Annotated in this window: 12 protein-coding genes; 8 read left to right on the plus strand and 4 right to left on the minus strand. The window is 65.7% G+C overall.

The genetic code is table 11. From position 1 onward, the window contains the following. Positions 1–43 precede the first annotated feature (43 nt). From ACFSC3_RS08910 to ACFSC3_RS08920, 3 genes are read left to right on the plus strand one after another with little or no spacing between them, the layout of a single operon-like run. A complete protein-coding gene (locus ACFSC3_RS08910; protein ID WP_380940053.1) occupies positions 44–1,567 on the plus strand; it encodes a fumarate hydratase in 1,524 nt (507 codons plus the stop codon). Positions 1,568–1,601: 34 nt separating this feature from the next. Further along, on the plus strand, positions 1,602–1,880 hold the full coding sequence (locus ACFSC3_RS08915; protein ID WP_380940054.1) for an antitoxin of toxin-antitoxin stability system: 279 nt from the start codon (positions 1,602–1,604) through the stop codon (positions 1,878–1,880). Beyond that, entirely contained in the window at positions 1,877–2,170 is a 294-nt protein-coding gene (locus ACFSC3_RS08920; RefSeq protein WP_380940055.1) for a type II toxin-antitoxin system RelE/ParE family toxin, read from the plus strand. The genes ACFSC3_RS08915 and ACFSC3_RS08920 overlap by 4 nt, the downstream gene beginning before the upstream one ends. Positions 2,171–2,265: 95 nt before the next feature. On the opposite strand, the gene ACFSC3_RS08925 is transcribed toward ACFSC3_RS08920, so the two are convergent. After that, positions 2,266–2,874 (minus strand): opacity protein, encoded by a 609-nt coding sequence (locus ACFSC3_RS08925; RefSeq protein ID WP_380940056.1) that lies wholly within the window; start codon positions 2,872–2,874, stop codon positions 2,266–2,268. A 271-nt stretch (positions 2,875–3,145) separates the two neighbouring features. Here ACFSC3_RS08925 and ACFSC3_RS08930 point away from each other — a divergent pair, with 271 nt between their 5' ends. Genes ACFSC3_RS08930 through ACFSC3_RS08940 form a run of 3 tightly spaced genes read left to right on the plus strand, consistent with a single transcriptional unit; the run spans position 3,146 to position 7,675 of the window. Then, positions 3,146–4,384, plus strand: coding sequence for an MBL fold metallo-hydrolase (locus tag ACFSC3_RS08930; protein WP_380940057.1), 1,239 nt, complete (start codon positions 3,146–3,148; stop codon positions 4,382–4,384). Positions 4,385–4,424: 40 nt separating this feature from the next. Then, positions 4,425–6,626, plus strand: a complete 2,202-nt coding sequence (uvrB, locus tag ACFSC3_RS08935) for an excinuclease ABC subunit UvrB (protein WP_380940058.1) — start codon at positions 4,425–4,427, stop codon at positions 6,624–6,626. Beyond that, on the plus strand, positions 6,623–7,675 hold the full coding sequence (locus ACFSC3_RS08940) for a hypothetical protein (RefSeq protein ID WP_380940059.1): 1,053 nt from the start codon (positions 6,623–6,625) through the stop codon (positions 7,673–7,675). The genes uvrB and ACFSC3_RS08940 overlap by 4 nt, the downstream gene beginning before the upstream one ends. Positions 7,676–7,678: 3 nt before the next feature. On the opposite strand, the gene ACFSC3_RS08945 is transcribed toward ACFSC3_RS08940, so the two are convergent. Further along, on the minus strand, positions 7,679–8,053 hold the full coding sequence (locus ACFSC3_RS08945; protein ID WP_380940060.1) for a PRC-barrel domain-containing protein: 375 nt from the start codon (positions 8,051–8,053) through the stop codon (positions 7,679–7,681). 138 nt (positions 8,054–8,191) lie between these two features. Between ACFSC3_RS08945 and ACFSC3_RS08950 the strand changes: the two genes are divergently transcribed. After that, on the plus strand, positions 8,192–8,713 hold the full coding sequence (locus tag ACFSC3_RS08950; protein WP_380940061.1) for a hypothetical protein: 522 nt from the start codon (positions 8,192–8,194) through the stop codon (positions 8,711–8,713). Positions 8,714–9,355: 642 nt separating this feature from the next. On the opposite strand, the gene ACFSC3_RS08955 is transcribed toward ACFSC3_RS08950, so the two are convergent. After that, positions 9,356–9,754, minus strand: a complete 399-nt coding sequence (locus tag ACFSC3_RS08955; protein WP_380940062.1) for an STAS/SEC14 domain-containing protein — start codon at positions 9,752–9,754, stop codon at positions 9,356–9,358. Between the two features lie 77 nt (positions 9,755–9,831). Continuing rightward, a complete protein-coding gene (gene thyA / locus ACFSC3_RS08960) occupies positions 9,832–10,761 on the minus strand; it encodes a thymidylate synthase (protein ID WP_380940063.1) in 930 nt (309 codons plus the stop codon). Positions 10,762–10,901: 140 nt separating this feature from the next. On the opposite strand from thyA, the gene ACFSC3_RS08965 reads away from it, so the two are divergent. Further along, positions 10,902–12,968, plus strand: a complete 2,067-nt coding sequence (locus tag ACFSC3_RS08965; protein WP_380940064.1) for a putative bifunctional diguanylate cyclase/phosphodiesterase — start codon at positions 10,902–10,904, stop codon at positions 12,966–12,968. The last annotated feature ends 26 nt before the right edge of the window (positions 12,969–12,994 follow it).

Consider the following 12,994-nt stretch of genomic DNA (forward strand, 5'->3'; position numbering starts at 1 on the left):
TTCGCGCTTGGCGTGGCTGGCGCGGCACATTATCGCGTCGGCCATGACCGTCACGATCCGTACCGCCGACCTGATCGACAGCGTCGCCGACGCCCTGCAGTTCATCAGCTACTATCACCCGATGGACTATATCCGCGCGCTAGGGGACGCCTATCGCGCCGAACAGTCACCAGCGGCCAAGGACGCGATCGCGCAGATCCTGACCAACAGCCGCATGTGCGCGGAGGGGCATCGCCCGATCTGCCAGGACACCGGCATCGTCAACGTGTTCGTCGAATGGGGCATGGACTGCGTGCTCGACGACACCTCGCGCTCGCTTCAGCAGGTCGTCGACGAGGGCGTGCGTCGCGCCTACCTCCACCCGGACAACAAGCTGCGCGCCTCGGTGCTGGCCGACCCGGCATTCACCCGCCGGAACACGAAGGACAATACGCCGTCCGTCCTCCACGTCACGTTGGTGCCGGGCAGCAAGGTGTCGGTCGATGTCGCGGCGAAGGGCGGCGGGTCGGAGAACAAGTCCAAGTTCAAGATGATGAACCCCAGCGATTCGATCGTCGACTGGGTGCTGGAGATGTTACCGCAAATGGGCGCCGGCTGGTGCCCGCCGGGGATGCTCGGCATCGGCATCGGCGGCACGGCGGAACATTGCGTGCTGCTCGCCAAGCAGGCGCTGATGGAGCCGATCGACATGGCTCAGCTGAAGTTGCGCGGGCCGCAGAACGATATCGAGGCGCTGCGCATCGAGATTTTCGACAAGGTCAATGCGCTGGGCATCGGGGCGCAGGGCTTGGGTGGCCTATCGACCATTCTCGACGTCAAGATCATGGACGCGCCATGCCACGCCGCGGGCAAGCCGGTCGCGATGATCCCCAATTGCGCCGCCACCCGCCACGCGCATTTCACGCTCGACGGGTCGGGGCCGTCGTATCTGGAAGCGCCGAAGCTTGACGAGTGGCCCGACGTCAACTGGACGCCGGACACGGCGGCCAAGCGCGTCGATCTCGACACGCTGACGCCCGCCGACGTGCAAGGCTGGAAGCACGGCGACCGGCTGCTGCTCAACGGCAAGATGCTCACCGGCCGCGATGCCGCGCACAAGCGGATCGCCGACATGCTGGCGAAGGGCGAGGAGCTACCGGTCAGCTTCCGCGGCCGCGTGATCTATTATGTCGGGCCGGTCGATCCGGTCGGGGAGGAAGTCGTCGGCCCCGCCGGTCCCACCACCGCGACCCGCATGGACAAGTTCATGCGCATGATGCTCGACCAGGGCCTGCTCGCCTGCGTCGGCAAGGCCGAACGCGGCCCCGCCGCGACGGAAGCGATCAAGGACCACAAGTCCGCCTATCTGATGGCGGTCGGCGGCGCGGCCTATCTGGTCGCGCGCGCGATCAAGGGCAGCAAGGTCGTCGGCTTCGAGGATCTGGGAATGGAAGCGATCTACGAATTCGAGGTCGCCGACTTCCCCGTCACGGTCGCGGTGGATAGCGACGGCGCCAATGTCCACACGCTCGCGCCGCTGGTGTGGCGCGACCGGATCGCGAAGGAAGGGTTGCTTCAGCCGGCGTGAGTATATACGTCGTCAGTACCGCGGAAGGAATGCCATGTCGAAGGCCGCCGTATTTACGATGAAACTTGAACCCGCACTGCGCGATGAGTTTATGGCGGCGGCTGAGCAATGCCACCGTCCCGCGTCTCAGGTCGTTCGCGAGCTGATGCGAGAATTCGTTAAGCGCCAGCAGGAACGGCAGGATCATAGCGACTTGCTTCATCGAAAGGTTGACGCGGCTCGGCGGTCTGTAGCTTCCGGATCAGGTGAGCCCAATGATAGCGTCGAGGCTAGGTTCGCCGTGCGTCGCAGCTTGGTCGACCGGTTGGCGTGAAGATCGTCTGGACGCCGCAGGCGGTCGCCGACCGCGAGGCGATCTGGGCTTATGTCACCGAACATGATCCGGCTGCGGCGTCGCGGTTGGATCAACGCTTCAGTACTGCGGTCGCAAGTCTGATCGATTTTCCGTTGCGCGGGCATCCTGGTGAAGTGCCGGGCACGCGCGAGCTGACGCCGCACCGCAACTACCGCCTGGTCTATGAAGTCGTCGAGGAAACGGTCTGGATTTTGGTGCTGATCCACAGCGCGCGCCTGTGGCCACCTTTGTCGTCCGACTCGAATTAAGAAAAAGCGGGCCGTCCGTCAGGACGACCCGCTTTTCCGTTACGTACCGTTACCCGGCCCGGCGGCCAGCCGCCGGGGCCGAAGCGGCACCCGCCTCAGAAGTGCGTTACGATGCCCAGCGTCGGACGGAAGCTGTGGGCGTTGCCGAAGGTCGACACTTCGCCGCGCAGGCGGAAGCCCGAGTTGCCGGTGATGCCGCCCAGACCGATGTCCTTCGGGCCGACTTCAAAGCCGACGCCGTAGGTGATGTCGTCATAGTCGCGGTTGGTGGGGACGCGCTTGGCGAAGTTGACCCACTGGTAGCCGACCTTGCCGTAGATGAGGCCCGAGTCACCGGCGCGGAGGCCGAAGCGGCCGGCGGCGCCATATTCCCAGTCGATATCGCCCGACACGCCCTTGGCGACGTTACCTTCGGCGCCGACGAACACCGGCCCCAGCGGCACGTTCACGCCGACGATGCCCTCGACCAGGCTGCCGTTCAGCTTGTTGTTGCGCGGCACGCCCGGAATGCCGGCGCGGTTGCCTTCGCTATCGAACTGCTCCCAGCCGCCGCGGATGCCGAAATAGGGCTCGATGCCGAACGCGCGGGTGCCGTCGGGGGCTTCGACGGTTTCGGTCGGAGCGGTGCTGCTAGCGTCCTGAGCGAACGCGGGCACAGCAAGGGTCGTTGCCGCAAGTGCGGCGGCGGTCAGGATCTTACGCATGGTAAACCTTCTTCGTTACAGTGTCCGGCAGCGCGGCGGGCTTCGAAGCACGGGCGCAGCCGGTGGAGGACCTGCTGAATGCCGACGCCCTCGCTTTGTTGCGCTGCACCCGAAATAAATCGGCGGAAAACTGCGATTGTTGCGATTCTGCCACGGTTTCTTTCCGCAAGATGAATGGACCGCGGCGGCTTCGTGGCAGTCATCCGGCATATTGATGTCGATTTAGCTATGGTAGATGGAACCCCGGTGCCCGCCCGGCGATACCCATGTCATGACGACGATCTTCAAACGCGCCGGCGCGATCCTGCTCTGGGCGATCGTCGTGGCGGCACTCGCTGCCGTGATCGTCCCGCGCTTCCTCGACCGGCGCTATTACGTCGGGCCGGCTGGCGGGCATTATGACGGCGCGCGCTTCTTGAATCCGGACGGGGAAGACACGGCGCGCGCGCCGGGGCGAGGCGGACGCGGCGGATTCCTGTGGCGCCAGGCGACGGGCGACGACGGGCGGCCAGAATGGCGCGTGACGCTACCCATGCGGACCAACAAGCCAGAGGCTCGGATCGTTGGCGACCGCATGGTCGCGACCTGGGTCGGCCATGCGACGGTGCTGGTGCAGACCGCCGGCCTCAACATCCTGACCGATCCGGTATGGAGCGAACGTGCCGGCCCGTTCGGTTTCGGGCCGAAGCGGGTCGTGGCGCCCGGCATTGCGTTTGCCGATCTGCCGAAGATCGACCTGATCGTCGTCAGCCACAATCACTATGACCACCTCGATCTCGCGACCCTCAAGCGATTGTGGGAGCGCGACCGGCCGCTGATCGTCACCGCGCTGGGCAACGACGCGATCCTGCGTTCGGCCGGTATCGAAGCGACGGCGGTGGATTGGGGCGGGTCGGTGCCGGTGCGCCCGCAAGCCGGTGCGGCACCGGTCCGCGTCCATGTCACCCGCAACCACCATTGGTCGAGCCGCTGGTTCACCGACCGTAACCGCGCGCTGTGGTCGAGCTTCGTCGTGACCCTGCCCGGTGGCAACCTGTTCTTCGCCGGCGACACCGGCTTTGGCGACGGCCGCTGGGCGGACGAGGCGGCCGCACTTGGGCCGATCCGCCTTGCACTCATCCCTATCGGCGCGTTCCGCTTCGAACCCGGTCAGATGCGAACCGGCAGCCACATCGGCCCCGTCGAGGCGGTCGAGGTGTTCCGCCGCTTGCGCGCGTCGCGGGCGATCCCGATCCACTGGGGCACGTTCCGGTTGAGCTATGAGGCGTGGGACACGCCGCCGCTGTTGCTCGATGCGGCACTCCGGTGCGCGGGGATGATGCGTCGTGTGCCCGAGGTTCGCGGCATCGACCTGCCGCCGCCACGCGATGAATATTCGGATTTCGGTGTGCGTTTGATCGGGATGCCCCAGACTATCCCCGCCTACGCGCCCCCGCCGGCGACGGCGCCGGTTTCTGCCGCCACGATGACCCGCTGCCTCGATACGCCCGAGGTTCGCGGATTGCGTTGAGCCACTGGAACGAAACCGCAACAGGAGCCATATTCCCGCCATGGCCATCCAGATCCGCAAGAGCCTCGCCGAACCCGAGACCGACCAGAGCTTCGTGCCGCATCGCCCGGCGCGTCCACCCAAGGCGGAAGGCGGGCGGCGGTTCGAGATCGTCAGCGATTATGAACCTGCCGGCGACCAGCCGACTGCAATCCAGGAATTGGTGACGCAGGTTGAGGCGGGCGAGCGCGATCAGGTGCTGCTGGGCGTCACGGGCTCAGGCAAGACCTTCACCATGGCGCAGGTGATCGAGCGGGTGCAGCGCCCCGCGCTGATCCTCGCGCCGAACAAGATCTTGGCCGCACAGCTCTATGGCGAGATGAAGTCGTTCTTCCCGAACAATGCGGTCGAATATTTCGTCAGCTACTACGACTATTACCAGCCCGAGGCCTATGTGCCGCGGTCCGACACCTATATCGAAAAGGAATCGTCGACAAACGAGGCGATCGACCGGATGCGCCATTCGGCGACGCGATCGTTGCTGGAGCGCGACGACGTCATCATCGTCGCATCGGTCAGCTGCCTTTACGGTATCGGGTCGGTCGAAACCTATTCGGCGATGATCTTCGATCTGAAGAAGGGGCAGGTGGTCGACCAGCGCGAGATCGTGCGCAAGCTGGTCGCGTTGCAATACAAGCGCAACGACGCCGCCTTCCAGCGCGGCAATTTCCGCGTGCGGGGCGACAATCTCGAAATCTTCCCCTCGCACTATGAGGATACCGCCTGGCGGGTGTCCTTCTTCGGCGACGATATCGAGGAGATCGTAGAGTTCGATCCCTTGACCGTCCAGAAGGTCGCGGCGCTCAATTCGATCCGCATCTATGCCAACAGCCACTATGTGACGCCGGGGCCGACGCTGAAGCAGGCGACCGAGGCGATCAAGTTCGAGCTGGCCGACCGGCTGCAGGAGCTGATCGGCGAAGGCAAGCTGCTAGAGGCGCAGCGGCTGGAGCAGCGCACCAACTTTGATCTCGAGATGATCGCGGCGACCGGTTCCTGCGCGGGGATCGAGAATTACAGCCGCTTCCTGACCGGGCGCCTGCCGGGCGAACCGCCGCCCACCTTGTTCGAATATCTGCCCGAAAACGCGCTGCTGTTCGTCGACGAAAGCCACCAGACGATCGGCCAGATCAACGGCATGTCGCGCGGCGATCACCGCCGCAAGATCACGCTGGCCGAATATGGCTTCCGCCTGCCCTCGGCGATCGACAACCGGCCGCTGCGGTTCAATGAATGGGACGCGATGCGCCCGCAGACGACCTATGTCTCGGCAACGCCGGGCGAGTGGGAAATGGAGCAGACCGGTGGCGTGTTCGCCGAACAGGTCATCCGCCCGACGGGGCTCATCGATCCGCCGGTCGAAATCCGCCCGGTCGAGGAACAGGTCCAGGACCTGATCCAAGAGTGCAAGAAGACCGCGGAACTGGGCTATCGCACGCTCGTCACCACGCTGACCAAGCGGATGGCGGAGGACCTGACCGAATATATGCACGAGGCGGGGCTGAAGGTCCGCTACATGCACAGCGACGTAGAGACGCTGGAGCGTATCGAGCTGATCCGCGACCTGCGGCTTGGCGTGTACGACGTCCTGATCGGCATCAATCTGCTGCGCGAGGGCCTCGACATTCCCGAATGCGGGCTGGTGGCGATCCTGGATGCGGACAAGGAAGGTTTCCTGCGCTCCGAAACCTCGCTGATCCAGACCATCGGCCGCGCCGCGCGCAACGTCGAGGGGCGGGTGATCCTCTACGCCGACCGTATGACCGGCAGCATGGAACGCGCGATCAACGAAACCAACCGCCGCCGCGAGAAGCAACAGGCGTACAACGCGGAACACGGCATCACGCCGGCGACCGTCAAGAAGAACATCGGCGACATCATCGCCCACGTCGCCTCGAAGGATCAGGTCACCGTCGAGATCGACGAGGACCGCCCGCACATGGTCGGCCACAATCTGCGTGCCTATATCGAGGAGCTCGAAAAGAAGATGCGCGACGCGGCCGCGAACCTGGAGTTCGAGGAGGCCGGCCGCCTCCGCGACGAAATCCGCAGCCTGGAGCAGGAGGAACTTGGCCTGCCCGTCGCGGAGCACAAGGCGCCGGTGATGGGACGGTCGAACGAGGGCAAGCCGGGTACGCGCAAGACGCGTTATGGCAAGCAGAAGGCTATACGTATGGCGGGTGGGTCGCGGCGGGGGCGGTGATGCGACGAACGGAAAAATGGTTCTTCATCGTGACGGCCGTCTTGATGGGCGTGGCCGCGACATCATCCAGTGCGTGCAGTACGGTCGGCAGTTATCGCGTGCCCACCAACCTCGAACTTGTCGGGCAGGCTGAGGTCGTCGCGGTTGTCGAGGTGGTGTCGGCGCCGTCCGAGTTCGGCGACGACCCGAGCGAGCCCCGGGTCAAGGTTCGTGCAATTCGATTTCTGAAAGGCCAAGCGTCGGATTCCGATCTGGCGCTGACAGGCGTATCGGGCTGGAACGGTCAGTCCGTTCCACGTGTGGTCACTCCGCTCAGCGAGCCACATTTCAGTTCCGGTCTCGGCGCCTGCATCCGGATGTTCTATCAACCCGGCGAGCTGGTGCTGGCGATGTATGGCCGAACCGACGGCACGCTCCACCAGATCGGTCAGCCTTTCTCGCGCTCGGCGGAAAGTGTCGATTCCGTCGACGACTTGTGGGTGCGCGTCGCGGATCGCTACGTGGCGCTCACGCAGGGCAACGCCGCGACGCTGGACGCTCGGGCACGAGCGGCCCAGGCGGCGCTGCGCCGCGAGCTTGGCATCGAGGCAGCGGCGACCGTTGAAGATCTGGGCCGTTATCTCGATCGGAAAGCGAAACGCCGAACAGGCTGGGGCGGAGCCAATGGCCCTGACGATGCGGCTGCGGTGCCATTCACTGCCGATGCTCGTCGGCCAGACGGTGGCCTTTTCTGCAGTCGGAGCGGACAGTTCGGCATTCTCGCATCGGAAACGACAATGCGGCCCGCGCTGCGTATCGGGGATAAGCGCTTTAAGACGCTTGCCGCGGTAAAGGCTTCGACGCGCGAAGAGGAGAACAGTGGCGCCCTTTTTACGGATGGCACGGCGAAACCCGCGGTTTTCCATTTCGAAGCACCGGAAGCTGTTCTTGCTACGCTAAAAACAGCGACTGATCCGGCTGCGATCGAAGCCAAAGGGGTTTCGATCGCGCCGATAGCACCCGGCGATACACTCTATCGTTTTGCCATACGCTGCGCTTCGTGGCGCTAACCCTCACCCCTCGCGCAGATCCTCCGTCCGCGTGCCGTAATAGCCTGCCACCCGGTCGGCATAGGCCTGGTCGAACGTTGGTGCGTTGTTAGCCCAGCTCGGGCCGCCTTCCAGAAGGCGCTTGTCGACGGTGATCGTGTAGAGATCGTGGGCGATATCGTAGATCAGCAGTTCGAAGGGCACGGCATAGAAGCTCTTGCCCATGCCGAGGAAGCCGCCGAGGCTGAGGACTGCGTGGGTGGTGCGACCGGTGCCCTTGTGGATCATCAGCGCATGGACGGTGCCGACGGTGTTGCCGTCGCGGCTCTGCACTTTCAGCGTGTGGGCGACGTTGGCCTGGACGAGCAGCAGCGTGCCGGCATCGATTTCGGTGGTCATCTCATCGGGTCCTGATCTGGATTGCGTATCTTGGCATGGGGAACCGGCGGGGCGGGGCTCGGTTCCCCGGGTGTCGGCACCGTTCGGGCCGAACCGCGCCTTGAGGCGTCGGCGGCGCTGGTTCATGAGAGGTATCTGATGCGTATCGTTCCTGCCGCCGGGCTTGCCGCCCTCGTCGTCCTTGCCGGCTGCGTACCGCGCGTGGATGCCCCGCCGCCTGCGTCGTCGCGGCCGATCCCCGTGCCGGTGCGCACGCCTGCGCCGACGCCTGCGCCGCCGCCGTCGTCTGATTGGCGCGACTGGGCGGCGACGCCGGGAACATGGCGCTATGCCCCCGATGCGCGCGGCGGCCGGGCGACGTTCGGGACGGGCTCCCCGGTGCTGACGCTGACCTGCGACCGACCCGCCAATGCGGTACGGCTGACGCGTGCCGGCGTCGCGGCGACGGCGCTGACGATCCGCACCAGTACTGGCGACCGAATATTGCCGGCGCAGGTCGGACCGAGCGGGGCGGAGGCGACGCTGGTGCCGACCGACCGGCTGCTCGACGCGATGGGCTTCAGCCGCGGCCGCTTCGTGGTGGAGGCGGCAGGAGCGCCGCCGCTGGTCGTTCCCGCCTGGGCAGAAGTGTTGCGCGTGGTCGAGGATTGCCGCGGATAAGGCCGCGTCCCGGCAGGCGCGCGAGTGTGACGTGATTTCCCCGCATTACAAGACTTGAAAGCGAGCGCGTCCGGATTCACATTCACCCTGTACCGAGTGACCGGTACGTCGTGTTCAACAAGCGAAAGGAGGTGATCCGATGTCTCATGGTTCAGCAGTGGGGTCGGTTCAGTTCGTTCGGGAGACGCGCGTCTGACCTGATGCGCGGACCAGGCGCTATCGTCGGTCCGTCAGGGTGAGCGGGGGGTATCCTCCCCCAATCAACGCCACCCGCATCAGATGTCGGAGGCCCGCATGGTCTCCCGGGCTGGAGCTCTCCGGCCGCTGACCATGTCGGAGGTCGTCGGGGTCGTCGTGAGACGCCCCGGCGGCCTCTTTCATTTTCGGGCGGCGTGCGATTTGCGACAGCAAACCGCCGACTCGCAACGGCGGGCGGCGGTACCGCGCAGCGGTTCCGTCCGACGGCGTGGCGGCATGGCGCATCGAGCGATCGTAGCGCTGATCCCGAGCCGTTCGTGCCGAGCGAAGTCGAAGCACATGAGTCGCACGCCCGCTTCGCCTTTCCCCAGGATAGGCCTTCATTCCGTTCCAAGCGAACGGAGCAGCTTACGGGCTAGATACTAAATCGACGCCCACACCGAGTCAGCGCTCGGCGGCGCCCTCGTCATCCGCCATCACCCACGCCAAAGCCTCGGCGCGCGTGTCGAAGAAGCGCACTTCCTCGCGCACTGCCAGCAGACGCCGGGCCTGCATCCGGGCCAGCGCGCTGCCGGTGAAGATGCCGATCCGGCGGGAGCGGACGACGGGCGAGCGCATCATCGCCTCCATCGCATCTGCGACCTCCTGCGACTGGGTGCCGGCGCGCGTATAGTCGCAGACGGACACCGGGGCGCGGCCGGTTTCGTCCTGGATACGCTTGGCGGCCGCCGCGATCGCCGCGGCGAAGGCGGCGACGTCGGACAATGTCCAGAATCCGATGACTGCGGATTCGAACAGTCCCTTGTCCGGCTGGACGTCGACCGTGAAGCGTGCGGTATTCATGGCGGTGCGTGTTGCACGGTAAGGGATTTACGACCAGTTCCTTATGGCCGATTTTTGCGACTTTCCGCCGTTTTGGTTTAAACCGCGACCGGTGCTGCGATATGCGCGTGCGGATCATAGCCCGTCACGGCGAAGTCGCCGATCGCATAGTCGAAGATCGTCTCCGGCCGCCGCGCGATCGTCAGACGCGGTTCGCCGCGGGGCGTCCGGGTCAGCTGTTCCTCGACCAGATGCGCGTGATTCAGATAAACGTGCGCGTCGCCGCAACTCCACACCAGCTCGCCCGGCGCCAAGTCGCATTGCTGCGCCAGCATCCGGATCAGCAGTGCGGCGGAAAAAGCATTGAAGGCGAAGCCCAGCCCCAGGTCGCAGGACCGCTGCCACAGCATCCCCGACAATTTCCCGTCCGCGACATGGTATTGGTAGGTCATGTGACACGGAGGCAGCGCCATCCGGTCGAGTTCGGCGACGTTCCACCCGGTGAAGATATGCCGGCGCGAGGTCGGGTTGGTGCGCAGCGACGTCACCAGCGCGGCGATCTGGTCGATCCCGCGGTCCGCCTTGCGATACAGGCCACCCTCGACCGGTTCGTACACCGGCCAGTCGACCCATTGCTTGCCATAGACCGGCCCGAGTTCTCCCCAGCGCGCGGCAAAGGCGTCGTCGGCGAGGATACGCGCCTCGAACGCGTCGCGGTCCAGCGCTTCGCGGGTCGCGCGATTATATGTGTCGAGCGGCCAGTCGGTCCAGATATGGACGCCCTGTTCGACCAGGCCGCGGATATTGGTGCTGCCGCTAAGGAACCACAGCATTTCACGCGTCGCCGTCTTCCACGCGACACGCTTCGTCGTCAGCAACGGAATGCGGTCGTCGCTCAGGTCGAATCGCATCGTCGGCCCGAACAGCGATCGGGTGCCGACCCCGGTACGGTCGCGCCGCTCGTCGCCATGGTCCCAGACCTGCCGCAGGAGGTCGAGATATTGCTGTTCGTAATGCGCCCCGTTCATGACGACGATCCTTACGGGGGAAGCCGGGGAGCGACAATCGTCGTCGCATGGGCCGCGCCGATCGGCGGCGGTGTTTTTCCGGGACGCCACCGTTTTTGAGCAATCCTTAAGACAGCCCATCATAGGTTAAGGGCGTGGCGATGATGATCCGACCCTTTCGCGCGCTCGGCGCTTCCCGGCGGTCACCGGCACCCGAGGATATCGGCGAGGACGATGCGCTGGGCGGTGTCCGCGCGCTGCAACTGGTCGACGCGTTCGAGGAACAGGGCTCCGGCTGGTTCTGGCAGACGGATCGCGAGGGGCGGATCACCTATCTGTCGCGGAAGGTCGCCGAACGGGTGTCGGCGCGCAACGGCGCGGCGGGGGCTGCCCTCACCAGCCTGTTCCAGATCGACAGCGACTCGCCGGAGACCGAACGCACGCTGGGCTTCCACCTGTCGTCGCGGACGTCCTTCAAGGAATATTCGGTGCGTGCCGTCGATGGTGACGCCGATCGTTGGTGGTCGATCTCCGGCCGCCCGCTGATCGACGCGAACGGCAATTTCCAGGGTTTCGTCGGCTGGGGCAGCGACCTGACCGCCAAGCGCCGGTCGGAGGCCGAGATCACCCGTCTGGCACTGTTCGACGGGCTGACCGGCCTCGCCAACCGCCAGCGCATGAACCTCGCGCTCGACCAGACGCTGGCGCAGATCGGCATCGGCTATCGCACCGCTGCGCTGCTGCTGCTCGACCTCGACCGGTTCAAGGCGGTCAATGATACGCTCGGCCACCAGACGGGCGATGCGCTGCTGAAGCAGGTCGCGCAGCGGCTGACCCGCGCGGTCGGCGATGCGGGGCTGGTCGGTCGGCAAGGCGGCGACGAATTCAAGGTGATCGTGCCGAGCGAGGCGGACCGCGCGAAGCTTGCCGTCCTCGCCGACGCGATCATCACCGCGCTGTCGCAACCCTATTTCATCGCCGGATCGTCGATTTCGATCGGATGTTCGATCGGCATCGCCGTCGCGCCGGAGGACGGGCAGGATTCCGACACGATCGTCCGCAGCGCCGACCTGGCCCTGTACGCCGCCAAGGGCAGCGGGCGCGGCGTTCACCGCTTCTTCCGCGAGGAAATGCTCGACGACGCGCGCAGCCGCAAACAGCTGGAGGACGATCTGCGCCACGCTCTGGTCGCCGACCAGTTCCACCTCGTCTACCAGCCGCTCGTGTCGACCCGGGATGAAAGCATCGTCGGCTATGAGACGCTGCTGCGCTGGCAGCACCCGGAACGCGGGGCGATCAGCCCGGCGGACTTCGTGCCCATAGCCGAGGAATGCGGGATGATAGAGGCGATCGGCAGCTGGGTGCTGCGTCGCGCCTGCTCCGACGCCGCCTGCTGGCCCGAGACGGTGCGCGTCGCGGTCAACGTCTCGCCCATCCAGTTCGCCAATCCCGCGCTACCCGCGATCGTTGCCAGCGCACTCGCCAATTCGGGCATCGCGCCCGAGCGGCTGGAGCTGGAGATCACAGAAAGCGTCTTCGTCACCGACGGCGCGTCGACCGATGCGATGTTCGCCAGCCTCAAGGGGCTGGGCGTGCGCCTGAGCCTCGACGACTTCGGTACCGGCTATTCGTCGCTTGGCTATCTGCGCCGCGCGCCGTTCGACAAGATCAAGATCGACCGCAGTTTCGTCTGCGGGGCGGCGGTGCCCGGCAACCGCAACGCCGCCATCATCCGCGCGATCGTGACGCTGGCCGAGACGCTGGGGATGGAGACGACCGCGGAGGGTGTCGAAACGCAGGACGAGATCGCCGTCATCCGCGATCTGGGCTGCACCAGCATCCAGGGGTGGGTGTATGGCAAGGCGGTGTCGCAGGCGGACGTGCTGGCGCAAAGCGCCGGCGGCCGTGTCGCCGCGGCTCCGGTCGGCCACCGCGTCAGTCGCGCGGCCCGGTCGAAGGTCTTGCGCTGGGCCATGCTGGAAGTCGGCGGATCGAGCGGCGAGGTCCGCATCCGCAACCTGTCGCCGAACGGCGTGATGATCGACGGGATCGAATTCCCCGCGGGCGCGACCGGCATGGCGGTCCGGCTTGACCTGGGCGACGGTCGCCGCGTCGAAGGCATCGTGCGCTGGGCGGAGGGAAGCCGCGCGGGTGTCGAGTTCGCGCACCCAGTCGCGCTGGACAGCCATGCGGCACGCTCCGCCGCAGGGCGAGCAAGGGCGGGTTAGGTCGGCTTACCGCTCCGATCTTCACC

The organism is Sphingomonas floccifaciens, from assembly GCF_042681125.1.
Taxonomy (GTDB): domain Bacteria; phylum Pseudomonadota; class Alphaproteobacteria; order Sphingomonadales; family Sphingomonadaceae; genus Sphingomonas; species Sphingomonas floccifaciens.

What these genes read in the sequence shown, in the direction of transcription:
- ACFSC3_RS08910 (WP_380940053.1), top strand. Translation starts at nt 44, where the DNA reads ATGACCGTCACGATCCGTACCGCCGACCTGATCGACAGCGTCGCCGAC.
- ACFSC3_RS08915 (WP_380940054.1), top strand. Translation starts at nt 1,602, where the DNA reads ATGTCGAAGGCCGCCGTATTTACGATGAAACTTGAACCCGCACTGCGC.
- ACFSC3_RS08925 (WP_380940056.1), bottom strand. Translation starts at nt 2,874, where the DNA reads ATGCGTAAGATCCTGACCGCCGCCGCACTTGCGGCAACGACCCTTGCT.
- ACFSC3_RS08930 (WP_380940057.1), top strand. Translation starts at nt 3,146, where the DNA reads ATGACGACGATCTTCAAACGCGCCGGCGCGATCCTGCTCTGGGCGATC.
- uvrB (WP_380940058.1), top strand. Translation starts at nt 4,425, where the DNA reads ATGGCCATCCAGATCCGCAAGAGCCTCGCCGAACCCGAGACCGACCAG.
- ACFSC3_RS08945 (WP_380940060.1), bottom strand. Translation starts at nt 8,053, where the DNA reads ATGACCACCGAAATCGATGCCGGCACGCTGCTGCTCGTCCAGGCCAAC.
- ACFSC3_RS08950 (WP_380940061.1), top strand. Translation starts at nt 8,192, where the DNA reads ATGCGTATCGTTCCTGCCGCCGGGCTTGCCGCCCTCGTCGTCCTTGCC.
- ACFSC3_RS08955 (WP_380940062.1), bottom strand. Translation starts at nt 9,754, where the DNA reads ATGAATACCGCACGCTTCACGGTCGACGTCCAGCCGGACAAGGGACTG.
- thyA (WP_380940063.1), bottom strand. Translation starts at nt 10,761, where the DNA reads ATGAACGGGGCGCATTACGAACAGCAATATCTCGACCTCCTGCGGCAG.
- ACFSC3_RS08965 (WP_380940064.1), top strand. Translation starts at nt 10,902, where the DNA reads ATGATGATCCGACCCTTTCGCGCGCTCGGCGCTTCCCGGCGGTCACCG.